This window comes from Candidatus Methylomirabilota bacterium (genome assembly GCA_035260325.1).
In the GTDB taxonomy this organism is placed as follows: Bacteria; Methylomirabilota; Methylomirabilia; order Rokubacteriales; family CSP1-6; genus AR19.
The window spans coordinates 1-22,934 of record DATFVL010000121.1 but is presented as its reverse complement, the minus strand read 5'-3'; the positions used below and the strand labels follow the sequence as shown (position 1 = coordinate 22,934).

Genomic DNA, 22,934 nt, shown 5'->3' with positions numbered 1-22,934 from the left:
TGGTTCCGCTACGGGTTGGTGAAGTGGAGGCGGCGAGCGGATTCGAACCGCTGAATAGAGGTTTTGCAGACCTCCGCCTTGGCCACTTGGCTACGCCGCCTCGAACGCGTGTTCCGCGAGGACGTGATGGTAATTGGTGGAGCGGGAAACGGGATTCGAACCCGCGACCCCGACCTTGGCAAGGTCGTGCTCTACCACTGAGCTATTCCCGCGCCACAGCGCCACATCGTATCACGATTCTAGCCGCCGGCCCGGAGGGCGGCGGCCGCGTCCTCGGGCGGCATCGCGTTGATGAAGAAGCCGCTCCCCCACTCGAACCCGGCGACGTGCGTGAGCTTCGGAATGATCTCGAGGTGCCAGTGGAAGGAGTCGCCCGGCGCGTCCCGGAGGGGCGCCGTGTGGAGCATGAAGTTGAACGGCGGGTCGCCGAGCACCCGGTTCATCCGCCGGACGAAGTCGCCCAGGAGCCCCGCGAGCCCGCGGAGCTGGTCCGGGCTCGAGTCCTCGTACGCGGCGCCGTGGGCGATCGGCAGGACCCAGGTCTCGAACGGAAACCGCGGCGCGAACGGCGCCAGGGCGACGAAGCCGTTCGCCTCGAGGATCCGGCGGCGCCCGCCGCGCCGCTCCTGCCGGAGGATGTCGCACCAGACGCAGCGCTCCTTCATCGCGTAATAGCGCGCCGACCCGGCGAGTTCGTCGGCGACCATGATCGGGATGATCGGCGTCGCGATGAGCTGCGAGTGCGGATGCTCGAGCGAGGCGCCCGCCGCCTCGCCGTGGTTCTTGAACACGAGCACGTACTCGAAGCGCGGGTCCTTCTTGAGATCACGGATGCGCTCGCGGAACGCCAGCAGGACGCCGGCGACGGCGTCGGTCGAGAGCGTCGCGAGCGAGGCCGCGTGGTCCGGTGTCTCGATCACGATCTCGTGGGCGCCGACGCCGTTCATCCGGTCGAAGAGCCCCTCGCCCGTGGGCTCGAGGTCGCCCTCGATCCGGAGCGCCGGAAACTTGTTCGCGATCACGCGGTACGACCATCCCGGCTCGTTCGGCCCCCCCTGCGCGCGGCCCGCGAGGATCTCGGGCGGCGTCGTCGCCTCGCGGCCCGGACAGAAGGGGCAGCCGGTGCCCGTGGGGCGGACGGGCTCCGCGGCGGCGAAGTCGGACGGCCGCCGCGCGCGCTCGGTCGCGATGATGACCCAGCGCCCGACGACCGGGTCCTTGCGGAGCTCGGGCATCGGCCTAGCGGTCCTCGCGGCGGAGCGGGCGCTCGAGCAGCGACGCCACCGCGTCGGCGGGCGGCTTGCCGGCGAAGAGCACGGCGCCGACCTCCTCGCAGATCGGCATCGTCACCGCGTGCGTCTTCGCGAGCGCGAGCGCCGAGGTGACGGTGCGCGCGCCCTCCGCGATCATCCGCGTCTCCCGCTCGACGGCCGCCGCCGTCTCGCCGCGCGCCAGCGCCATGCCGAGCTGGCGGTTGCGCGAGAGGCTGCCCGTGCACGTCAGGACGAGGTCGCCGAGCCCCGCGAGGCCGGCGAGCGTCCCGGGCGCCGCGCCGAGCGCGACCGCGAGACGCGTCATCTCGGCGAGGCCCCGCGTGATGAGCGCCGCGCGCGCGTTCTCGCCGAGGCCGAGCCCGTCGGCGAGGCCGGTCGCGATGGCCATCACGTTCTTCAGCGCGCCGCCCGTCTCGGCGCCCACGACGTCCTGGCTCGCGTAGAGCCGGAACTCGCGCGCGCCGAGCCGCCGCTGGAGCGTCCCCGCCAGCACGTCGTCGCGCGACGCGACGACGGCGGCGGTCGGGCGGCCCAGCGCCACCTCGCGCGCGAACGTCGGGCCCGACAGCGCGGCGATCCGCGCGCGCGGCAGCCGCTCGGCGATCACCTGGCTCATCCGGAGATGACGGACCGGGTCCAGCCCCTTCGTCGCGCTGACGATCGGCACGCCCTCGCGCTCGAGCCGGAGGGTCGCGAGCGTCGCGGCGAAGAACTCGGACGGCACCGCCATGATGACGATCTCCGCGTCACGGATCGCCTCGGCGGGGTCCAGCGTCGGCTCGACGCCCGGGGGCACGTCGACGTCGGGCAGGTACCACGGGCTCCGACGCTGCCGCCGGATCCCGTCCACGACCTCGGGCTCGCGCGCCCAGAGACGCACCGCGGCGCCTTGCCGCGCGAGGTGGATCGCGAGGGCCGTGCCCCAGCTCCCGCCGCCGACGATCGCGATCACGCAGTGCTCCGTTTCTCTCCCAGCCGGCGCTCGGTGCCGGCGAGGAGGCGCCCGATGTTCTCGTGGTGCCGGGCGACGATGATCGCCGCGGCCGCGAGCGCGGCGACCACGGCCGGCGCGCCGTAGCCCAGGAGCAGCGCGCCGAGCGGCACGCAGAGCGCCCCCAGGATCGAGCCGAGCGACACGTAGCGCGTCGTCACCGCGACCGCGAGCCACACCGGAACCGCGGGCGCCACCGCCCAGGGCACGACGGCGAGCAGCCCGCCGAGGCCGGTCGCGACGCCCTTGCCGCCGCGGAAGCCGAGGAAGACCGACCAGCAGTTGCCGACGATCGCGGCGACCGCGGCCGCGGCCCGCACGGCCGGGTCACCCGCGAGCGCCGCGGCCGCCGCCACGGCGAGGTATCCCTTGGCGATGTCGCCGCCCAGCGTGAGGAGCGCCGGGACCCAGCCCGCGGCGCGCAGGACGTTGGTCGCGCCGATGGTGCCGCTGCCGTGGCGCCGGATGTCGCCGACGCCGAACGCGCGCGCGACGAGAAAGCCCAGGGGGAGCGCGCCGACCAGGTACGCGGCGCCGAGTGCCAACGCCGCGTTCACGACCAGCGTTCTTCGCCCGGCACGATCGCCCGGTAGTCCGCCTTCCGGAAGAAGCGGTAGAAGTAGTCCACGGCGGAGATCACGGTGAGCCCGAGCGCGATCCACAGGACGCCCGCGGTGACGACGTGGAAGCCGGGCGGGTCGAACCCCTTCTCGACGATCAGCAGCGTGATCGCGGCGTACTGGCTCACCGTCTTCCACTTGGCGAGGCGCGAGGCCGGGACGATGACGCCGACGGACGCCGCGACCGCGCGGAGCCCCGTGACCGCCAGCTCACGGCCGACGATCACGACGACGATCCACGCGGCGAGCTTGTCGATGGCCAGCAGCGAGACGAGCGCGGCGGCGACGAGGAGCTTGTCGGCGATCGGATCGAGGAGCGTGCCGAGCGTCGTCACCTGGTTGCGCCGCCGCGCGACGACGCCGTCCGCCCAGTCCGTCATCGCCGCCAGGATGAAGATCGCCGCGGCGATCACCGCGTGCACGCGGAGGGACGAGATCAGGAACAGGATCAGCAGGGGCACCGCGACGATACGCGTGAGGGTCAGGCCGATCGGCAGGTTCACGCGGCGGCTCCGTCCACGAGGCGGATCACCGCGGCCATTATCCGCGCCCCGAAACGACCTTGTCAACGCCGGGCAGGTAGCGCGGCACGAGCGACGTCGTGTCGAGGGCGAGGCAGGCCGTCACGTCGGCGCCGCGGCCGGACGCTTCGAGCCGGCGCGCCCACGGCGAGTCGACGGCGAGCCGCGCGACCCGGCCCGCGTAGCGCCGGCCCTCGGCGAGGGCCGCGAGGGCCGCCTGGCTCGGCGCCGCGCCCGGCGCGCGCGCCTGCACCCGCTCGACGAGAAACCCCGCGCACACGTGGTCCTCGAGCGAGCGGCGGCCGCGCTCGCCCGAGCACACCACCACGATGTCGCGCGCCTCCGCCGCGGCCCAGCCCGCCGCCGCGCTCAGGTTGACGAACGCGGCGACGCCGATCGCGTGCGCCCGGCGCGCCGCCAGGAGCGCGCGGGTGCCGTTGCTGGTCGTGAGCACGACGGTCCGGCCGGCCACCCGGTCCCGGGTGAACTCGAGGGGCGAGTTGCCGAGGTCGAAGCCGGCGATCGGCTCGCCCCGCTGCTCGCCCGCCAGGAGGGCGCCGTCGCGCGCCCGCCGCCGCGCCTCGTCGGGATCGGCGACGGGGGTGATGCCCGCGCAGCCGGCGGCGAGCGCCGCGATGATCGTGGTCGAGGCGCGGAGCACGTCCACGACGAGCGCCGTCGCGCCGCCGAGCCGGTCCGGGACGACCTCCTCGGCCGTGAGCACTACGTCCACACGCACGGCGCGGGTCAACCCGGGCGGTCGCGGAGGGCGCGGATCTTGAGCCGGAGGGCGTTGAGGCGGATGAAGCCCTCGGCGTCCCGCTGGCGGTAGACGGTATCGGCCTCGAACGTCGCGAAGTCGGTCCGGTACAGCGAGCGCGGCGACCGCCGGCCGAGCACGATGACGTTGCCCTTGTAGAGCTTCAGGCGCACGCCGCCGGTCACGTCCCGGGCGCACTCGTCCATGAGAGTCTGGAGCATCTGCCGCTCGGGTGAGAACCAGAAGCCGTAGTAGATCATCTCGGCGTACCGCGGCACGAGCGAGTCGCGCAGGTGGAGCACCTCGCGGTCGAGCGTGAGCGACTCGAGCGCGCGGCGCGCGCCGTGGAGGATGGTCCCGCCGGGCGTCTCGTAGACGCCCCGCGACTTCATGCCGACGAAGCGGTTCTCCACGAGGTCCACGCGCCCGACGCCGTGCTCGCCGCCCAGGCGGTTGAGCCGCGTCAGCAGCGCGACCGGCCCGAGCCGCGCGCCGTCGACCGCGACCGGGTTGCCCGCCTCGAACTCGATCTCGACGGGCACGGGCACGTCGGGCGCCGCCTCCGGGTCGTTCGTGAGCTGGAACATCTTCGCCGGCGGCTCGGCCCACGGGTCTTCGAGGACCCCGCCCTCGTAGGAGATGTGGAACAGGTTCCGGTCGGTGCTGTACGGCCGCTCCACCGTCACCGGCACCGGGATGTCGTGTCGCCGCGCGAACTCGATGAGCGCCGTGCGCGAGCCGAGGTCCCATTCCCGCCAGGGCGCGATCACGGTGAGGTGCGGCGCCAGCGCCGCGTAGGTCAGCTCGAAGCGGACCTGGTCGTTGCCCTTGCCGGTCGCGCCGTGGGCCACGGCGTCCGCGCCCTCCTTGGCGGCGATCTCCACCTGCGCGCGGGCGATCAGCGGGCGCGCGATCGAGGTGCCGAGCAGGTAAGCGCCCTCGTAGACCGCGTTCGCGCGCAGCATCGGGAAGATGAAGTCGCGCACGAACTCCTCGCGGAGGTCCACCACGTGGACGGCCGACGCCCCGGTGCGGAGCGCCTTCTCGCGGATCGGCACCAGCTCCTCGCCCTGGCCGAGGTCGGCGCAGAAGGCGACCACCTCGCAACCGTACCGCTCGATCAGCCAGCGCAGGATCACGGAGGTGTCGAGCCCGCCGGAGTACGCCAGGACGACGCGCTTCGGGCTAGACGTCATCGATCGAGCCACCGAGCAGGCTCAGGACCACGGCCTTCTGCGCGTGCAGCCGGTTCTCGGCCTGCTCGAGCACGATGGACCGCGGGCCGTCGAGCACCGCGTCGGTGATCTCCTCGCCCCGGTGCGCCGGCAGGCAGTGCATGACGAGCGCGCTCGGCTTGGCGGCGCCGACCACCGCCTCGTTCACCTGGTAGCGGCCGAACGCCTCGAGGCGCCGCTCGCGCTCCGCCTCTTGCCCCATGCTGACCCAGACGTCGGTGTAGATCACGTCCGCGCCGGTCGCGGCCTTCCGCGGGTCCTCGGTCACCTCGAGCCGGCCGCCGAGCTTCCGCACCGCGGCCTGGACGCGCGCGTCGGGGGCGTAGCCGGGCGGGCACGCGACCACCAGCGAGGCGCCGAGGAGCGCGCCGAGCAGCAGGACGGAGTGGCAGACGTTGTTGCCGTCGCCGAGCCACGCCAGGCGCATCGTGCCGAGGTCCACGCCGCGCTCCCACAGCGTGAAGAAGTCGGCGAGCGCCTGGCAGGGGTGCTCCCCGTCGGAGAGCCCGTTGATGACCGGCACCGAGGCGTGGCGCGCGAGGGCCTCGATCGTCTCGTGCGAGTAGACGCGCGCGGCGATCCCGTCCACCCAGAGCGAGAGGTTCCGCGCCACGTCGGGCACCGACTCGCGCGTGCCGAGGCCGATTTCGTGGCCCGAGAGGTGCACGGCCCGCCCGCCCAGCTGGACGATGCCGACCTCGAAGGTCACGCGCGTCCGGAGCGAGGGCTTCTCGAAGATGAGCGCGAGCGTCCGGCCCGCGAGCGGCGTGCCCCGGCGGCCCGCCTTCCAGCGCTGCTTGAGGTCGGCCGCCAGCGCGAACAGCTGGAGCGCCGCGTCGCGCGTCAGGTCCGCGGAGGACAGGAAGTGGCGCATCACGCCTTGGGCGCGAACGCGCGGCCGATGATCTCGAGCGCCCGGTCGCAGTCGCGCACCTCGACGATGAGCGGCGGCGCGAGCCGCAGCACCCGCTCGCCCGCTGAGAGGACGAGCAGGCCGGCGTCGCGGCAGGCGTCCACGATGGGCGCGACCGGCCGGTCGAGCTCGACGCCGATCAGGAGGCCGCGCCCGCGGACCTCCTTCACGCCCGCGGGCGCCGCGGCGAGCCGGCGCAGCCCGTCCATCAGGTGGCGCCCGAGCTTCGCCGCGCGCTCGGGGATCTTCTCCTCGATCACCGTCTGCATGGTCGCGAGGGCTACCGAGGTCACGAACGGCGTCCCGCCGAAGGTCGAGCCGTGGGTCCCGGGCCCGAGGGCGCGCGCGATCTCGTCGCGCGTCAGCATCGCGCCGATCGGCACGCCGTTGGCGAGCGCCTTCGCGAGCGTCATGATATCGGGCTCGATCCCGGCGTGCTCGTACGCCCAGAGCCGGCCCGTCCGCCCGACGCCGGTCTGGATCTCGTCGAGGATCAGGAGCGCCCCCGACGCGTCGCAGAGCTTGCGGAGCCCGGGCAGGTAGTCGTCGTCGGGCACGTTCACGCCGCCCTCGCCCTGGATCGGCTCGACGAGGACCGCGGCGGTCCGGTTGTCGATCGCGCGCTCCATCGCGCGCAGGTCGTTGTACGGCACGTGCTTGAAGCCGGGGACCAGCGGCTCGAAGCCGTGGGAGTACTTCTCCTGGCCCGTCGCCGTGACCGTGGCGAAGGTCCGGCCGTGGAACGAGTTCCGCGTGGCGATGATCTCGTAGCGGTCGGAGGCGTGGCGCTCCTTCGCGTACTTGCGCGCGAGCTTGAGCGCCGCCTCGTTGGCCTCGGCGCCCGAGTTGCCGAAGAAGACGCGCTCGGCGAACGAGTGCTCGCAGAGGAGCTTCGCCAGGTGGATCTGGGGCGCCGTGTAGTAGAGATTCGACACGTGCAGGAGCGTCGCCGCCGCCTCACGGATGGCGCCCGTCACGCGCGGATGGCAGTGGCCGAGCGAGGCGACCGCGATGCCCGCGCCGAAGTCGAGGTACTCCTTGCCGTCCGAGTCCCACACGCGCGCGCCGTCGCCGCGCACGAGGCAGATCGGGGCCCGCGAGTAGTTCGGTGTGTGGTACTTCGCCGCCCACGCCATGAGCTGCTTGGTGTCCATGCCTGCCCCGCCCTTCCTAGAGAACGATCTCGGTGCCGATGCCTTCGCGCGTGAAGAGCTCGAGGAGGATCGCGTGGGGCACCCGGCCGTCGAGGATGTGCGCCTTCGACGTTCCGCCCTCGAGCGCCCGCAGCGACGACTCGACCTTCGGCAGCATCCCCCCCTCGATCACGCCGGCGCCCATGAGGCGCTCGGCCTCCTTACGCGAGAGGGTGCTGATCAGGCGCTGCCGGCTGTCGAGGATCCCCTGGACGTCGGTGAGGTGGATCAGCTTCTCGGCGCCGAGCGCCGCCGCGATCTCGCCCGCGACCAGATCCGCGTTGATGTTGTAGGTCTCGCCCCCGCTCCCGACGCCGACCGGCGCAATCACCGGGATGAACCCGGCGTCCTCGAGGAGGCGGATGGGCTCGGTGTTGACCGCCTCGACCTCGCCGACCAGGCCGATGTCCACCTCCTCGCCGCTCGCGAGCCGGTGGCCGCGCCGGCGCGCGCGGAGGAGTCCCGCGTCCTTCCCCGAGAGGCCGACGGCCTTGCCGCCGTGCTGGCCGATGAGCCCGACGATTTCCTTGTTGATCTTGCCGACGAGCACCATCTCGACGATCTCGACCGTCTCGGCGTCGGTCACCCGCATGCCGCCGACGAAGCGCGGCTCCTTGCCGAGCCGCTTCATCAGCGCGCCGATCTGGGGCCCGCCGCCGTGGACGATCACGGGCTTGATGCCGACGAAGCGCAGGAGGATCACGTCGAGCGCGAAGGGCTCTTTGAGATCGGCGCGGTCCATCGCGGCGCCGCCGTACTTGATGACGACGGTCTTGCCGCGGAACTCCCGGATGTACGGGAGCGCCTCGAGCAGGACCTCCGCGCTCTGCCGCGGCTCGGTCACAGGATGTACCTCGACAGGTCCTGATCCCGCGTGATGTCGCTCAGGCGCGCGTGGACGTAGCCCGCGTCGATCGTGAGCTCCTTGCCGGGCAGGTCGGGGGCGTTGAAGGAGATCTCCTCGAGGAGCTTCTCCATGACCGTGTACAGGCGCCGCGCGCCGATGTTCTCCGTGCTCGCGTTCACCTTCATCGCGATCTCCGCGATCGCCTCCACCGCCTCCGGCGCGAACCGGAGGGCGACCCGCTCCGTCCGGAGGAGCTCCGTGTACTGCCTGAGCAGCGCGTTCTGAGGTTCCGTCAGAATGCGGACGAAATCCTCGCGCGTCAAGGGGTCGAGCTCGACCCGGATCGGGAAGCGCCCCTGGAGCTCGGGGATCAGGTCCGAGGGCTTGGCGACGTGGAAGGCGCCGGCGGCGATGAACAGGACGTGGTCGGTGCGGACCACCCCGTACTTCGTCGTCACGGCCGAGCCCTCGACGATGGGCAGGAGGTCGCGCTGGACGCCCTCCCGCGAGACGTCCGGACCGTGGCCCGCCTCGCGCCCGGCGATCTTGTCGAGCTCGTCGAGGAAGACGATGCCGGAGTTCTCCGCCTTCCTGATAGCCTGCGCGACGACCTCCTCCATGTCCACGAGCTTCTGCGCCTCCTCCTGGACGAGGAGCCGGCGCGCCTCCGCGATCCTCACCCGGCGCTTCCGGGTCCGCGTGGGCATGAGGTTCGAGAGCATGTCCTTGATGTGGATCCCCATCTCCTCGAGCCCCTGGCCGGAGAGGACCTCGATCGTCGGGATCGTCTGCTGCTGGGTCTCGAGCTCCACCATCCGCTCGTCGAGCCGGCCCGCCCGGAGCTGGGCCCGCAGCTTCTCCTTCGTCGCCTCCCGCGAGGCGTCCGGCGCGACCTCCTCGAGCGAGCTCGACGAGAAGGGCTCCTGACTGCGCCGGGGGAGCAGGAGGTCGAGGAGGCGCTCCTCGGCGAGCTCGGTCGCCTTTTCCGTGACGCGCCCCATCATCTCGGCCTTCACCATGTTGACCGAGAGCTCGGTCAGGTCGCGGACCATCGACTCGACGTCGCGGCCGACGTAGCCGACCTCCGTGTACTTGGACGCCTCGACCTTCAGGAAGGGCGCCTGGGCGAGCTTCGCCAGGCGGCGCGCGATCTCCGTCTTTCCGACGCCGGTCGGCCCGATCATGATGATGTTCTTCGGCGCGACCTCGTCGCGGAGCTCGGGCGGCAGGTTCTGGCGCCGCCAGCGGTTCCGGAGGGCGACCGCGACGGCGCGCTTGGCGCGCTCCTGGCCGACGACGTAGCGGTCGAGCTCGGCGACGATCTGCGCGGGCGTCAGCGCGAGATCGGTCATTGTAGCGGGGACCGCGAGGCCGGTGACACTCGGGGCGTGCCCTGATCCAGGTGCGCGGCGGCTGCGTTCCGCATGGCGCGATACGCCGACATCACAGGACCTCGACGGTGATGCGCTCGTTCGTGTACACGCAGATCGTCGCGGCGATCCGCATCGCCTCCGTCACGATCGCCTTGGCGTCGAGGTCGCCGTGGGCGACGAGCGCGCGCGCGGCCGCGAGCGCGTACGGGCCGCCGGAGCCGATGCCGATCAGCCCGTCGTCGGGCTCGATCACATCGCCGGTGCCCGAGAGGATGAACGACTGTTCGCGGTCGGCCACGGCCAGGAGCGCCTCGAGCCGGCGCAGCACCCGGTCGTTCCGCCAGTCCTTGGCGAGCTCCACCGCGGCGCGCGCGAGGCTGCCGCGGTGCTCGTCGAGCTTCGCCTCGAAGCGGGCGAAGAGCGTGAAGGCGTCGGCGGCGGTGCCGGCAAACCCGGCGAGGATCCGGTCGTGGTAGAGCTTGCGCACCTTGCGGGCGCCGTGCTTGACGATCGTGTCGCCGATCGAGACCTGGCCGTCGCCGGCGAGGGCGACCTGGCCGCGGTGACGGACCGCGAGGATGGTCGTGGCGTGGACGCGCGGCATGCCGCGGTTCAGGCGCGCGCGCGGGCGCGCGGGTGGGCGGCGTCGTAGACGCGCATCAGCTGGGCGGTGCCGACGTGGGTGTAGCGCTGCGTCGTCGAGAGCCGGCTGTGGCCGAGGAGCTCCTGGATCGCCCGGAGGTCGGCGCCCGCGTCGAGCAGATGCGTGGCAAACGTGTGCCGGAGCGTGTGGGGGCTCACGCGCCGCGTGATCCCGGCGGCCGCGGCGCTCCGGCGGACGATCTCGTGGATCGCGCGCGGGGTCAGCCGGCCGCCGCGCCGGTTCGTGAAGAGCGGTCCGCGGGCCACCGCGCGCTCCCCGAGGCAGGCCTCGAGCGCCCGGGCCGCGGCGCCGCCGAAGGGGACGATCCGCTCCTTCCTCCCCTTGCCGAGGACGCGCACCGTCCGCCCCGAGCGGTCCACCGCGTCGAGGTCGAGGCCGGCGAGCTCCGAGACGCGGAGCCCCGTGGCGTAGAGCAGCTCGAGGATCGCGAGGTCGCGCGCGCGCGCCGCGCCCGCGAGGGCCCGGCCCTCGACGAGCGCCGTCGCCTCGTCGAGGGGCAGGAACGACACGAGCTTCCTGGGGAGCCGCGGCCCGCGCACCTCCCGGGCGGCGTTCCGCCGGAGGGCGCCCCGCCGGACGAGGAAGCGGAACCAGCTGCGGAGCGCGGCGAGCTTGCGCCCGACGGACGCGGGTTCGAGGCGGCGCGCGTGCAGGTGCGCGAGGTACGCGCGGACGGTGCGCGGGTCCACCGCGTCGAGCGGGGTGTCCCGGCCCACGAAACGTCCGAACTCCACGAGGTCGCTCCGGTAGCTCCTGAGCGTGTGCGGCGACGCGTCCTTCTCGAGCGAGAGGTAGCGCAGGAACGCCGACAGCGGGTCCTTCATGCGACCGTGGACTCGACCTCCCGCTCGAAGTCGCACCCCTCCCGCGCGCACCGCCGGATCACGCGACCGCGCACGGCGCGCTCGGTCGTGAACGGGGCCTCGCACTTCGGGCAGGGCTCCGGCACGGGCCGCTGCCAGACGACGAACGTGCAGCTCGGGTACGCCGAGCAGCCGTAGAAGACGCGCCCGCGCCGGGAGTGCCGCTCCGCGAGCTGGCCGGCGCAGCCGGGCTCGGGGCACGCGATGCCGAGCGTGACGGGCTTCGTGGTCTTGCACTCGGGATAGCCCGAGCAGGCGATGAACTTGCCGAACCGCCCGTACTTGAGCACCATCGGCTTGCCGCAGGTCGGGCACGCCTCGCCCGTCGGCTGGTCCTCGGCCCGCACGCTGCCGTCGAGGTTGCGGGTGTACCGGCAGCCCGGGTAGCCCGAGCACGCGAGGAACATGCCGAAGCGGCCGCGGCGGCGCAGCAGCTCCTCGCCGCACTCGGGGCACACCTCGCCCGTCGGCTCGCCCTTCTTCTCGCTGCCCATCTCCTTCTTCGCGCGCGCCAGGTCCTTCTTGAACGGGTCCCAGAACTCCTGCACGGTCTGGACCCACGTGCGCTCGCCCTCCTCGACCTTGTCGAGGTGGTCCTCCATCTGCGCGGTGAACTCGACGTCCATGATCTCGGGGAAGTACGGCTTGAGCTTGTCGGTCACCGCCATGCCGAGCTCCGTCGGCACGAGGGCCTTGCGGTCGCGGCGCACGTACCCGCGCTCGTTGATGATCGTGCCGAGGATCGACGCGTACGTGGACGGCCGCCCGATGCCGAGCTCTTCGAGCGCCTTGATGAGCGAGGCCTCGGTGTAGCGCGGCGGCGGCTGGGTGAAGTGCTGCTTGGGCTCGAGCTGCCGCAGGCGCAGGACCTCGCCTTCGCGGAGCTGCGGCACCGCGCCCTCGCCGTCCTCGTCGCTCGGGACCTCGTCCTCGCGGCTCTCCTCGTAGACCGCGGTGAAGCCCTTGAACTTGAGCGTCGCGCCCTGCGCGCGGAAGAGGCAGCGGCCGGCCTCGATGTCCGCGCTCACGGTGTCGTAGACCGCCGGCATCATCTGGCTCGCGAGGAACCGCTCCCAGATCAGCCGGTAGAGCGCGAGCTGCTCCGGCCGCAGGAACTGCGCGATGCTCTTCGGATCGTGGCCCACGTCCGAGGGCCGGACCGCCTCGTGCGCCTCCTGGGCGCTCCCGCGCGAGCGGTAGGCGGGCGGCGCCTCGGGCACGTACTCGCCACCGAGGCGGCCCGTGATCCACCGGCGCGCCTCCTCCTGCGCCTCCCGCGCCACGCGGACCGAGTCGGTGCGCATGTACGTGATGAGGCCCTCGGGACCCGCGTCGCCGAGGGCGATGCCCTCGTAGAGCTGCTGGGCGATCGTCATCGTCCGCTTCGCCGTGAAGCCGAGCTTGCGGCCCGCCTCCTGCTGGAGGGTCGACGTGATGAACGGCGGCGCGGGGTTCCGGCGGCGCTCGCCCCGGGTGACCGACTTCACCACGTACGACACGCCGCGGAGCGACGCGATCAGCGCCTGGGCCTCGGCCTCGCCGGCGATGCTCGCCTTCTCGCCGCCGACCTCCTTGAGGGTCGCGACGAACTCGGGCGGCAGCGCCGCCGCGAGGCGGGCGTGGAGCGACCAGTACTCGACGGGCACGAACGCCAGGATCTCGCGCTCGCGGTCCACGATGAGCCGCACGGTGACCGACTGCACGCGGCCGGCGGACAGGCCCCGCTGGACCTTCTCCCAGAGGAGCGGCGAGAGGCTGTAGCCCACGAGCCGGTCGAGAACGCGCCGCGCCTGCTGCGCGTCCACGAGCTTCAGGTCGATCTTCCCCGGCTTCGCGAACGCCGCCCTCACGGCGCGCTCGGTGATCTCGTTGAAGGTGATCCGGTGCACGTTCTTCTTGTCGACGCCGAGCTCCTGCGCGAGGTGCCAGCCGATCGCCTCGCCCTCGCGGTCGGGGTCGGTCGCGACGTAAAGCGCGTCCACCTTCTCGGCCGCCTTCTTCAGCTCCTCGAGGACCTTCTTCTTCGCCGGCGCGACGACGTACTTCGGCTTGAACCCCTTCTTCGTGTCCACGCCCAGCTGCGACTTGGGCAGGTCGCGCACGTGGCCCATCGAGGCCTTGACGATGAAGTGCGAGTCCAGATACTTCTGGATCGTCTTCACCTTCGTGGGCGACTCCACCACCACCAACGATCGCTTGGCCACTACGTTCTCCTCGCTCCCATCGCACTCGAGACCCATCGCTGTCCCGCGAGCTGCCGGACCCGGCCTTCGAGCTCGAGGGTCACGAGCGTCGCCGCGGCGCGTGCGGGATCGAACCCGCCGCGCGCGATCAGCTGCTCGATGTGCTGGGGCTCGTCCGGCGTCAGGAGCCCGAGCATCCGGCCCTCGTCACTCTCCGGTGCAGGCGCCGCCGCGTCGCACTCGTGCGTCGCACTGCTTCGCACCGCACGCCTCCACCGTTCCGGTAATTCTGACACGATGTCCTGCCAACAAGAAATCAGTTTAGCACCGTCCTGAATGAGCCGGTTCGTTCCGGCCGACAGCTCGGAGGTGATTCGGCCTGGAATGGCGAACACTTCGCGGCCAAGATCGCCCGCGAAACCCGCGGTGATCAGGGCGCCGCTCCGCTCCGCCGCCTCGACCACGAGGACGCCCAGCGTGAGCCCGGCCAGCGTGCGGTTGCGGGCCGGAAAGTGGCCCGGCAGCGCGGGCATCCCCGGCGCGAACTGGGACAGGAGCGCGCCCCGCGCCGCGATCTCGCGGGCGAGCCCGCGGTTCTCGGCCGGATAGACGACGTCGATGCCGCACCCGAGCACCGCGAGCGTCCGGCCACCCGCCGCGAGCGCGCCGCGATGCGCAGCGCTGTCGATCCCCCGCGCGAGGCCGCTCACGATCGTCACGCCGCGCGCGGCGAGCTCGCCGGCGATCCGCTCGGCCGTCGCGAGACCGTACGGCGTCGCGCGGCGCGCGCCCACGATAGCGATCGCCAGCGCGTCCTCCGCGCCGAGCGTGCCGCGCACCCACAGTGCGGGCGGCGACGGGACGACGCCGAGCAGCTTGGGATATCCGGGGGCGCCGGGCTCGAGCGGGCGCATGGCGGTACGAGCCCCAGGACGTCGCGGGGCTGGGGCCCCGCCGGCCGAGGCGAGGGGCTTCATCGGAGCACGGCTACACCACGCGGGCGGGGCTCCGCAAGAGAGTCCGGACGGATACGCCGCGGGCGCCGCGGCTAGCGTGCGGCGTGCTTGCGGAGGAGCGTCCGCGCGGTCCGCGCGGCCTCGGTGCCCGCGTACTCGCGCACGACCCTCTGCCACGTCGCGCGAGCGCGCCGCGGGTCGCGCAGGCTCCACTGGCACAGGCCGACCTTCACGAGCGCGTCGGGGACCTTGGCGGCGCGCATCTCGATCACCTTCTGGAACTCGAGGAGCGCCTGCCGGTAGTCCCGCTGGACGTAGTAGGCCTCGCCGATCCAGTACTGCGCGTTGGCCGCCAGCGGATGCCCGCGATGCGTGCCGATGAAGTCGGTCAGGTCGAGCACCGCCTGGCCGTACTCGCGCGCGTGGAACGTCGCCAGGGCCGCCGCGTACACCTGCTGCGCCGGGCGCGGCTCGGCGCGTTTCTGCGCCGGCGCGGGCGGCGCGGGCGGCGCCGGGGGCGCGGCGGGCGCCGCCGGCGGGGCCGGCGCGACGGCCGGCGGACGCGGCTCCGCGAGCGCGCGGGCCTTCTTGATCTCCTCCTCGGCGGTGTCCAGGCGCGCGCCGAGCCGCGCGAGCTCGTCGCGGACTTCCCGCACGCCCGCGGTGAGCTCGAGCACCCGCGCGTCGAGCGCCTCGAGGTCGCGGCCCGCCTGGGACAGATCGCGGGCCGTGGCGGCCTGGGCGGCGCGGGCGGCGGTGAGATCGGAGCGGAGCTTGGCGACGTCGGTCCGGAGGCGGTTCACCGTGCCTCGGCTGGCGCAGCCGGTCGCGAGGAGAGCCAGGACGGCCAGCACGCCGAGGGCGCGGTTCATCCGCGCCGACCCTAGCACGCGCCCGAAAACGAAGTCAACGGTCCGGCGCGTTTTCCGCGCGCGGCTCGAGGCCGCGCAGCACGATCACCTCCACCATCCCGCCCGCCGGGATCTCGGTGTCGGGTGAGACCACCGCGAGCCCGTCGGCGAGCACCATCGAGCGCAGGATTCCGGAACCCTGGTCGCCCGTGAGCCGGGCGCCCCAGCCGTCGCGGTCGCGCGAGAGCGTCACGCGCAGGTACCCGCGCCGCGCGCCGGGGTTGCCGATGGGCCCCTGCGCCCGCGCCACGATGCGGGGCCTCGCCGTCGCCGCGCACCCCAGCATCCGCCGGAGCGCCGGACGGACGAAGAGCTCGAACGTCACCATCGCGGACACGGGGTTGCCCGGCAGCCCGAAGACCGGCCGGCCGCCGAGCGAGCCGAAGGTGATCGGCTTGCCGGGGCGCATCGAGACCTTCCAGAGGTGGAGCTCGGCGCCGCTCCGCTGGAGGGCCTCGCGCACCAGGTCGAGCTCGCCGACCGAGACGCCGGCCGAGGACACGAGGACGTCCGCGGACGCCGCCCAGCCGAGGCGCTCGACGATCGCCTCGAGGCGGTCGGGCACGACGCCCAGGCTCACGGGCTCGGCGCCGGCCTCGAGCGTCTGGGCCATCAGCGAGTAGGTGTTCGTGTTCGGGATCTGGCCCGGCCGAGGGACCGTGCCGAGCTCGGCGAGCTCGTTGCCGGTCGACAGGATCGCGACGCGCGGGCGGCGGTGGACGCGGACCCGGGCGTAGCCGAGCGTGGCGAGAAGCCCCACCTCCGCCGGGCCCGCCGCCTGCCCCGGCGCGACGACGACGTCCCCAGCGCGCACGTCCTCCCCCGCGGGCCGCACGTAGGCGCCGCGATCGACGCGGCCGCGGACCGCGATCCGGTCGCCGTCGGCGCCCACGTCTTCCTGGGGCACGACGGCGTCCGCGCCCGCGGGCAGCGGGGCGCCGGTGAAGATCCGCATCGCCTCCCCCGCGTGGAGCGCGCGCGACGGCATGTCGCCCGCGATCACACGCCCGACGACGGCCAGCTCGGCGCCGCCCGCCCGCGTGTCTTCGGCGCGGATGGCGTAGCCGTCCATCGACGAGTTGGGCCACGGCGGGAGCTCGCGGCGCGCGACGATCGGCTCGGCCAGCACGCGGCCGAGCGCGCCCAGGACGTCCACCTGCTCGGTCCCGAGGGGACGGACGCGCGACAGGATCTGCGCCAGCGCCTCTTCGACGCTCAGCATATGGCTATTGTAGCGGGCGCCGACCGCGGGTCTAGTGGCAGGGCGAGCCGCGGCACGGCCTGGGGCCGGGGACCCAGCGTGCGAGGCGAGCGAAATCTAATGATGCCCCGTGTGGGGCAGGTTCAGGACGGGCTTGTAGCGGTTGAAGAAGCCGCGGCGGCAGAGCACGAAGAGCGCGAGGAAACCGAGCGTGATCGCCGCGTCGCGCGCCCGGAACGGCAGGCGCGCCGCGGCCGAGACCGAGGGGAACACGACGAACACGCGCTCGAGGAAGATCGCGAAGAGGCCGAAGAGCGCGACGACGACGAGGGGCGCGTGCCGCTGCGGCGGCCGGCCCGTGAGGCGCTTCACCAGGTACGCGAACGGGATCAGCCAGCCGACGACGAAGACGACCCACGCGAGCGTGAGCCAGGGCTGGGCGAAAAAGCGCTTGACGAAGAAGCGCGTCTCGACGGGCACGTTGCCGTACCAGATCACGAGGTACTGCGACCAGAAGAAGTACATCCACATGATCGAGATCGCGAACTGGAGCTTCGCGACGTCCTGGATCGCCGCGGGCGGGATGGACGCCTGGCCGCGCGCGTTCGCGCGGACCGACAGGATCGAGAGCAGGCAGAGCGCCGTGTAGAGGGACGTCACGACGAAGTACCCGCCGAAGAGGCCGCTGTACCACGTGGGCTCCAGCGACATCACGAGGTCGAAGCCCCAGAGCGAGACCACGACGACCCAGAGCACGAGGAGCACGACCGCGAGTCGGTTCCGTCGCGCGCGCTCCCGCTCGTCGTCCGGCGGGACGGCGTCCCGGAGCAGCGCCGTGACGAAGAGCAGGGCGACGAGGAAGAGCGCGCCCGTGCCGATCCACGTCCGCGACCAGAAGAAGCCCCAGGTGAGCCAGGGCTCCTTGACCGGGATCGGCGTCGTCACCCACGGGTACAGCGTCACGCCGCCCAGGCTCAGGAGCAGGAAGAGCACGAACGCGACCGGCAGGAAGCCCGACGTCGTGAGGGCGAGCCGCCGGACGCTCGGCGACCAGCGCGCCTCGGTGAGCTGCATCATCGCGGCGATCGCGGGCCCCGTCACGGCGAGCCCGGACCAGAAGACCAGGTTCACGAGGTAGATCGACCACACCTGGGCAGCGTCCGCGGAGCGCGCGCCCGTCAGGAAGGCGATCGCGCCGGCGACCACGACGAGACCCCAGACGACCGTCATTTCTGCGCCACGGCCCGGAGGAAGTTCACGATGTGCCAGGCCTCTTCCGAGGAGAGCGCCTCGCCGTAGGCCGGCATCACCGCGCCGCCGACGACGATGTAGCTGTGCCAGTACCCGTCGGTCCGCTGCTTCTGGAGGTCCGCGCTCGTGAGGTCGGGCGTCGGGATGAACTTCGTCGCGACCAATCCCGTCACGCCGCCCTTCGCCTCGGGCCCGTGGCAGGGCACGCAGAACGTCGCAAAGCGCTCGCGGCCGATCGCGATCGACGCCGGCGACGCCTTCACCGGGTTCGGCTGCTTCGCCGCGACGTCGCGCTGCTCCCGCGGGATGACGAGCGCACCGCCGCGCGAGACCACGCCGCGGGGCATCGCGAACACGCGCTCGCCGGGCACGATCCTGGGGGTCTGGGTCATGTCGTCGCTCCAGCGGACCGCCACCGCCGCGCCCATCAGCCCGCCCGCCACGGCGACGACGAGGAGCATGAAGACGAAGACGTATTTCACGCCCGCACGTCCTCGGCGCCGGCCGTTCGGAGGATCTCGCGCACGGACCCGCCGCGGCCGGGCGCCACGTGGACCGCGACGCCGAAGCGGTCGTTCGTGAAGCGCGGATCGAAGGCGGCGCTCGGCCGGAACCGCGGCAACCGCGCGAGCAGCGCCATGCCGATCACCGTCGCGACGCCGCCGAAGAGGACCATCAGCTCGAACGCGATGATGAAAAACGGCGGCAGCGACGAGCCCACGATGCCGTCGGGACCGAACTGGAAATACTTGCCCCCGGTGACGAGCCCCCACACGAGCGACGTCCAGATGGTCAGCAGGAAGGCCGAGGCGATCCCGGTGAGGCCGCCGACCAGCGTGAAGAGGCGCACGCGGCTGAGGGGGCGGTCGCGCTCGAGCACCTCCTCGATCTCGTGGATCGGGACGGGCGTGTAGACCGTCAGGTCGTGATAGCCCTTCGCCCTGAGATCCTCGAGCGCGCGGACCGTCGTGTCCACGTGGGCGAAGACGCCGAGGATCGTCTCAGTGGTGGCCGGCATGGCTCCGGTCCCTCATGGGCAGGGGGATCGTCTCCTTCACCTCGACGATCGAGAGCGACGGCATGAGCTTGATGAAGCCGAGGAACAGGAAGAAGAAGAACGCGAAGCTGCCGATGACGATCATCGTGTCGGTCGGGCTCGGATAGAAGATGCCCCACGTGTACGGGTAGAAGTCGTGGCCGAGGGACGGGACGATGATGTTGAACCGCTCGAACCACATGCCGATCAGGACGAGGATCGAGACCACGTAGAGGATCGTCGGGCTCGTCCGGGCCTTCTTCCAGAAGAGGATCAGCGGCGCGACGCAGTTGCAGAAGTACATGAGCCACAGGGCCCACGCGTAGGACTTCGTGACCTTCCAGAAGAGCGAGGCCTTCTCGATCTCGTCGCCGCTGTAGATCGTCGTGAAGATCTCGCAGACGTAGAAGTAGGTCAGCACGAGGCCCGTCACGAGGATCAGCTTCCCCATCGCGTCCAGGTGCTTTTCCTGGATGTAGGCGTGGAGCTTGAAGAAGTGCCGCATCGGCAGGACCAGGATCAGCACCATGGCGAAGCCCGAGAAGATGGCGCCGTCGACGAAGAACGGGGCGAAGAGCGTCGAGTGCCAGCCCGGGACGAGCGCCATCGCGAAGTCCCACGACACGACGCTGTGCACCGACAGCACCAGCGGCGTGGCGAGCGCGGCGAGCAGCCCGTAGGCGCGCCGGTAGTGGCGCCACTGCGAGTCGGCGCCCTCCCAGCCGAGCGCGAGCATCCCGTAGATGCGCCGCCGCCAGCCGGTCGACGCGTCGCGGAGTGCCGCGACGTCGGGGATGAGCCCGACGATGAAGAACACGGTCGAGATCGAGAGGTACGTCGAGATCGCGAACACGTCCCAGACGAGCGGGGAGCGGAAGTTCGGCCAGAGGTCGCGCTGGTTCGGATACGGCAGCAGGAAATACGCGAACCACATCCGGCCCGCGTGGATCAGCGGAAAGAGCCCGGCCGTCATCACCGCGAAGATCGTCATCGCCTCGGCCGCGCGGTAGATGGGCGTGCGCCAGCGCGCCCGGAAGAGGTAGAGGATCGCCGAGATGAGCGTGCCCGCGTGGCCGATGCCGATCCAGAACACGAAGCTCGTGATGTACATCGCCCACATCTGGGGCACGCGCTTGCCCGCCATGCCCATGCCCCACCAGATCTGGCCCGTCCAGGCGACGATGAACGCGGCGAGAACCAGGGCCACGAAGGACATCCAGCCGAAGTAGAGGTTGCCCGGCGGCTCGAGCGTGCGGGCGACGTCGCGGGTGACGTCGGCGAACGTCGGCGTCTCGGCGCGGCCGTCGCTCACGCGTGCCCCCGCACGACCTTCTTGAGATACGTCACCGACGGCCGGGTCCCGATCTCCGCGAGGACGTGGTAGGCGCGGGGCGACTGGACGTGCTTCGCCACGGCGCTCTTCTCGTCCTTGAGGTTTCCGAACGTGATCGCCTGCGTCGGGCACGTCTGCTGGCAGGCGGTCACGATGTCGCCGTCGCGCACCGGCCGCTTCTCGTCCCTCGCGTGGTCCTTGCCGGCGATGATCCGCTGGAGGCACATCGTGCACTTTTCCATGACGCCGAGCTGCCGCACCGTGACGTCGGGGTTCAGCTGCACCTCGAGCGGCGCCGGGATCTCCCACTGGAACCAGTTGAAGCGGCGGACGTGATACGGGCAGTTGTTGCCGCAGTAGCGGGTGCCCACGCAGCGGTTGTAGACCTGCGCGTTCAGGCCCTCATCGGTGCGATACGCGGCGAAGACGGGGCAGACGGGCTCGCACGGCGCGATCTCACAATGCTGGCAGAGCATCGGCAGGAAGACGTTCGTGGGGTGCTCCGCCCTGCCCTCGGCCCAGCGCTCGATGCGGATCCAGTGCATCCCCCGTCCGTACGCGGCCTGCGCCTTGCCCACGACGGCGACGTTGTTCTCGGCCTGGCAGGCGACGACGCAGGCCTGGCAGCCGACGCACGCGTCCACGTCGATCGTGAGGCCCCAGCGATACCCCGGATACGGCTTCTCGGGGTACATGCTGATGTGCTCTTCGCTCGCGCGCCGGCCACGGAGCGCCTGCTCGCGCGCCGCGCGCAGATCCACGTGCTCGGCGATCGCGCGACCCTCCTGGTCGTGCGTCGCCTGGAGGATGGCGAGCGGCCGGCGCGCGCCGGTCTTCGCGAGCGTCACGCGGACCGCGAGGTACGCCGGCCCGCCCGAGGCCGCGTCGGCCGCCCCGGAGAGCAGCGCGACCGGGTTCGCCGGCGTCCGCGGGGCCGCGACGTAGCGCGGCACGTGATAGGGCGAGTAGCGGTGGCCGATCGGGATCGCGACCGCCTGGCCGTGGAGCGTCGGCGAGACGTAGGCGGGCAGCTCGATCGCGCCGTACGGCGACGACACCTTCACGACGTCGCCGGTGACGATGCCGAGCTTGCCGGCCGCCTCCGCCGGCACCTCCACCCACGCGTCCCACACGGCCTGCGTCATCGTGTCCGGGGTCTCCTGGAGCCACGCCCGGCTCGCGCCGCGCCCGTCGTAGAACCTGAGCGAGGGATACGCGAGCAGCGCGAACCCGCCCGCGTCGCCCTCGAGCTTCGCCGGCGCGCCCTCGACGGCGACAGGCTTCGCCGTGACCGGCGCGGCCGCGACGTCCTTGAAGACGCCGCCGCGCTGGAGCGCCGCCGCCCACTCGCCCTTCACGACCGGCTCCCAGACCGACTTCACGTACTCCTCGAAGCTCGGCCACGGGAGGGGCCCCTTCCCCTCCTCCGTGCCGAGGACGGCGCGCGCGAGCGCCAGGAGCGTGTCGCCCATGGGCCTCGCATCGCGCACGGGCGACATGGTCGGTTGGATGACGCCCGCGACGCCCTCGCGGGGCGAGTAGTCGCCCCACGACTCGAGCCAGTGCGTGTCCGGCAGGACGAGGTGGGCGAGCGCCGTCGTCTCGTCGGGCAGGCCGGCGAAGCTCACGACGAGGCCGACCTTCCCGATCGCGTCGGCGAACTTGAGGCCGCCGGGCAGCGTGAACGCCGGGTTCACCCCGGGCCCGAGCAGGAGGAGCTTGATCTCGCCGCGCTCCATCGCCTTCGCGAGCTCCACCACTTCCGCGTACGGCGTCACCTTGCCGTAGGCGGAGTCGGGACCGAAGCGGACCGTCTTGCCGACGTTGCCGGCCGCCGCGTTGAGGAGATTGACCGCGACCAGCGCGTCCGTGGCGTTGGACCCGCTCACGGCGACGCCGCCGCCGACGGCGAGCCCGGGCCGGGCGTGGCCGAAGACCTCCGCGACGTGCTTGATCTGCTCGACCGACACGCCGCTCTGGGCGGCGACGCGCGCCACGTCGACCTTCGCCACGGACGGAGCGAAGCGATGGTCGCCGAGCCCCGCCTCGAGCATCGCCCTGAGCACGGCGAGCGCCAGCATGGCCTCGGTGCCCGGCGCGTTCCTGAGCCACACGTCGGCGTTCGAGGCCGTGAGGGACTGCCGGGGCTCGACGTGGATGAACGTGCCGGCGCGGCCGTCGCGGAAGGTGTGCATGCGCCCGAAGCCGCGCGCGTGGGCCACGTTCGACAGCCACGTCTCGAGGAAGTCCGCGCCGAACGAGAGCACCACCTCGGCGTCCTCGAACGCGTGGTACGGGATCGCGCTCCGCCCGAAGACGATCCGGTTCGCCTCGCGGATCGCCTCGTAGCCGAAGGGCTCGAGTGTCACGCGCGGCCGGGCCCCGAGCGTCCGGCCCCACGTGTCGAGGAGCGCGCCGAGGCTGCCGTTCTCGAGCTGCGTGACGACGGCGACCGCGCGCCCCTGCCCCGCCTTCCGGAGCTCGGCGAGCCTGTCGCTCACCTGCTTGAGCGCCGCCTCCCAGCCCAGGCGCTTCCCGCCGCGTCCGTCGGGCGTGCCCGGCCCGTCGAAGCGGTCGGGATGGTAGAGGCCCTGGAGCGCCGCCTGGCCGCGCACGCACAGCGCGCCGTGGTTCACGGGATGGTCGGGGTTTCCCTCGAGCTTCACCACGCGCCCCTCACGGTTCCGCGCGAGCACGCCGCAGCCCGCCGGACACTCGCGGCACACCGTGGCGAACCACGCGGCGACGCCGGGCACGAGCTGCTCGTTGGGCACCACCAGCGGCAGGATGTTCTCGGTCGTCCGCTGGC

The 22,934-nt window shown here is 72.3% G+C and carries 21 protein-coding genes and 2 tRNA genes; all 23 read right to left on the bottom strand.

Annotation, left to right across the window (positions count from 1 at the left end; genetic code table 11):
• Nucleotides 1-24: 24 nt before the first annotated feature.
• Nucleotides 25-100: transfer RNA gene (locus tag VKG64_08220), tRNA-Cys, on the bottom strand.
• A 37-nt stretch (nt 101-137) separates the two neighbouring features.
• Nucleotides 138-212, bottom strand: a tRNA-Gly gene (locus VKG64_08215).
• A 27-nt stretch (nt 213-239) separates the two neighbouring features.
• The gene (gene galT / locus VKG64_08210) at nt 240-1,235 is read right to left on the bottom strand and encodes a galactose-1-phosphate uridylyltransferase (GenBank protein ID HKB25025.1); all 996 of its coding nucleotides are present in this window, start codon (nt 1,233-1,235) and stop codon (nt 240-242) included.
• Nucleotides 1,236-1,239: 4 nt separating this feature from the next.
• Nucleotides 1,240-2,226: an NAD(P)H-dependent glycerol-3-phosphate dehydrogenase gene (locus VKG64_08205; protein ID HKB25024.1), complete on the bottom strand. Its 987-nt coding sequence runs from the start codon at nt 2,224-2,226 to the stop codon at nt 1,240-1,242.
• Nucleotides 2,223-2,822 carry a glycerol-3-phosphate 1-O-acyltransferase PlsY gene (gene plsY, locus VKG64_08200; GenBank protein HKB25023.1) on the bottom strand — a complete coding sequence of 200 codons (600 nt, stop codon included), beginning with the start codon at nt 2,820-2,822 and terminating at the stop codon, nt 2,223-2,225. Before plsY ends, VKG64_08205 begins: the two co-directional genes overlap by 4 nt.
• On the bottom strand, nt 2,819-3,388 hold the full coding sequence (pgsA, locus tag VKG64_08195) for a CDP-diacylglycerol--glycerol-3-phosphate 3-phosphatidyltransferase (GenBank protein ID HKB25022.1): 570 nt from the start codon (nt 3,386-3,388) through the stop codon (nt 2,819-2,821). The genes plsY and pgsA overlap by 4 nt, the downstream gene beginning before the upstream one ends.
• A 37-nt stretch (nt 3,389-3,425) precedes the next feature.
• Nucleotides 3,426-4,145, bottom strand: a complete 720-nt coding sequence (locus VKG64_08190) for a 2-phosphosulfolactate phosphatase (GenBank protein HKB25021.1) — start codon at nt 4,143-4,145, stop codon at nt 3,426-3,428.
• A gap of 8 nt (nt 4,146-4,153) precedes the next feature.
• Nucleotides 4,154-5,362, bottom strand: coding sequence for an argininosuccinate synthase (locus VKG64_08185; protein ID HKB25020.1), 1,209 nt, complete (start codon nt 5,360-5,362; stop codon nt 4,154-4,156).
• Entirely contained in the window at nt 5,352-6,275 is a 924-nt protein-coding gene (gene argF / locus VKG64_08180) for an ornithine carbamoyltransferase (protein HKB25019.1), read from the bottom strand. Before argF ends, VKG64_08185 begins: the two co-directional genes overlap by 11 nt.
• Nucleotides 6,275-7,468 (bottom strand): acetylornithine transaminase, encoded by a 1,194-nt coding sequence (locus tag VKG64_08175; GenBank protein ID HKB25018.1) that lies wholly within the window; start codon nt 7,466-7,468, stop codon nt 6,275-6,277. Before VKG64_08175 ends, argF begins: the two co-directional genes overlap by 1 nt.
• Before the next feature lie 16 nt (nt 7,469-7,484).
• The gene (argB, locus tag VKG64_08170; GenBank protein HKB25017.1) at nt 7,485-8,351 is read right to left on the bottom strand and encodes an acetylglutamate kinase; all 867 of its coding nucleotides are present in this window, start codon (nt 8,349-8,351) and stop codon (nt 7,485-7,487) included.
• Entirely contained in the window at nt 8,348-9,706 is a 1,359-nt protein-coding gene (gene hslU, locus VKG64_08165; GenBank protein ID HKB25016.1) for an ATP-dependent protease ATPase subunit HslU, read from the bottom strand. The genes argB and hslU overlap by 4 nt, the downstream gene beginning before the upstream one ends.
• 91 nt (nt 9,707-9,797) lie before the next feature.
• A complete protein-coding gene (gene hslV / locus VKG64_08160) occupies nt 9,798-10,331 on the bottom strand; it encodes an ATP-dependent protease subunit HslV (protein HKB25015.1) in 534 nt (177 codons plus the stop codon).
• 8 nt (nt 10,332-10,339) lie between these two features.
• The gene (xerA, locus tag VKG64_08155) at nt 10,340-11,215 is read right to left on the bottom strand and encodes a site-specific tyrosine recombinase/integron integrase (protein ID HKB25014.1); all 876 of its coding nucleotides are present in this window, start codon (nt 11,213-11,215) and stop codon (nt 10,340-10,342) included.
• On the bottom strand, nt 11,212-13,458 hold the full coding sequence (gene topA / locus VKG64_08150) for a type I DNA topoisomerase (GenBank protein HKB25013.1): 2,247 nt from the start codon (nt 13,456-13,458) through the stop codon (nt 11,212-11,214). Before topA ends, xerA begins: the two co-directional genes overlap by 4 nt.
• A complete protein-coding gene (dprA, locus tag VKG64_08145) occupies nt 13,458-14,351 on the bottom strand; it encodes a DNA-processing protein DprA (GenBank protein HKB25012.1) in 894 nt (297 codons plus the stop codon). Before dprA ends, topA begins: the two co-directional genes overlap by 1 nt.
• Before the next feature lie 134 nt (nt 14,352-14,485).
• Complete coding sequence (gene ybgF / locus VKG64_08140) at nt 14,486-15,265, bottom strand: tol-pal system protein YbgF (GenBank protein HKB25011.1); 780 nt, start codon at nt 15,263-15,265, stop codon at nt 14,486-14,488.
• Between the two features lie 34 nt (nt 15,266-15,299).
• On the bottom strand, nt 15,300-16,526 hold the full coding sequence (gene glp / locus VKG64_08135) for a gephyrin-like molybdotransferase Glp (protein ID HKB25010.1): 1,227 nt from the start codon (nt 16,524-16,526) through the stop codon (nt 15,300-15,302).
• Between the two features lie 96 nt (nt 16,527-16,622).
• A complete protein-coding gene (locus VKG64_08130) occupies nt 16,623-17,735 on the bottom strand; it encodes a hypothetical protein (GenBank protein ID HKB25009.1) in 1,113 nt (370 codons plus the stop codon).
• Nucleotides 17,732-18,238: a cytochrome c gene (locus tag VKG64_08125; GenBank protein ID HKB25008.1), complete on the bottom strand. Its 507-nt coding sequence runs from the start codon at nt 18,236-18,238 to the stop codon at nt 17,732-17,734. Before VKG64_08125 ends, VKG64_08130 begins: the two co-directional genes overlap by 4 nt.
• Nucleotides 18,235-18,774, bottom strand: a complete 540-nt coding sequence (locus tag VKG64_08120) for a DUF3341 domain-containing protein (protein ID HKB25007.1) — start codon at nt 18,772-18,774, stop codon at nt 18,235-18,237. The genes VKG64_08125 and VKG64_08120 overlap by 4 nt, the downstream gene beginning before the upstream one ends.
• The gene (gene nrfD, locus VKG64_08115) at nt 18,758-20,104 is read right to left on the bottom strand and encodes an NrfD/PsrC family molybdoenzyme membrane anchor subunit (protein ID HKB25006.1); all 1,347 of its coding nucleotides are present in this window, start codon (nt 20,102-20,104) and stop codon (nt 18,758-18,760) included. The genes VKG64_08120 and nrfD overlap by 17 nt, the downstream gene beginning before the upstream one ends.
• On the bottom strand, nt 20,101-22,934 hold a 2,834-nt coding region (locus VKG64_08110; GenBank protein HKB25005.1), incomplete at its 5' end, for a molybdopterin-dependent oxidoreductase. The genes nrfD and VKG64_08110, both read right to left, overlap by 4 nt.

Bases quoted from the DNA above. Each gene is read 5' to 3' on its own strand.
- galT (HKB25025.1), bottom strand. From the start codon at position 1,235: ATGCCCGAGCTCCGCAAGGACCCGGTCGTCGGGCGCTGGGTCATCATC.
- VKG64_08185 (HKB25020.1), bottom strand. From the start codon at position 5,362: ATGACGTCTAGCCCGAAGCGCGTCGTCCTGGCGTACTCCGGCGGGCTC.
- argF (HKB25019.1), bottom strand. From the start codon at position 6,275: ATGCGCCACTTCCTGTCCTCCGCGGACCTGACGCGCGACGCGGCGCTC.
- VKG64_08175 (HKB25018.1), bottom strand. From the start codon at position 7,468: ATGGACACCAAGCAGCTCATGGCGTGGGCGGCGAAGTACCACACACCG.
- hslU (HKB25016.1), bottom strand. From the start codon at position 9,706: ATGACCGATCTCGCGCTGACGCCCGCGCAGATCGTCGCCGAGCTCGAC.
- hslV (HKB25015.1), bottom strand. From the start codon at position 10,331: ATGCCGCGCGTCCACGCCACGACCATCCTCGCGGTCCGTCACCGCGGC.
- xerA (HKB25014.1), bottom strand. From the start codon at position 11,215: ATGAAGGACCCGCTGTCGGCGTTCCTGCGCTACCTCTCGCTCGAGAAG.
- dprA (HKB25012.1), bottom strand. From the start codon at position 14,351: ATGCGCCCGCTCGAGCCCGGCGCCCCCGGATATCCCAAGCTGCTCGGC.
- ybgF (HKB25011.1), bottom strand. From the start codon at position 15,265: ATGAACCGCGCCCTCGGCGTGCTGGCCGTCCTGGCTCTCCTCGCGACC.
- glp (HKB25010.1), bottom strand. From the start codon at position 16,526: ATGCTGAGCGTCGAAGAGGCGCTGGCGCAGATCCTGTCGCGCGTCCGT.
- VKG64_08130 (HKB25009.1), bottom strand. From the start codon at position 17,735: ATGACGGTCGTCTGGGGTCTCGTCGTGGTCGCCGGCGCGATCGCCTTC.
- VKG64_08120 (HKB25007.1), bottom strand. From the start codon at position 18,774: ATGCCGGCCACCACTGAGACGATCCTCGGCGTCTTCGCCCACGTGGAC.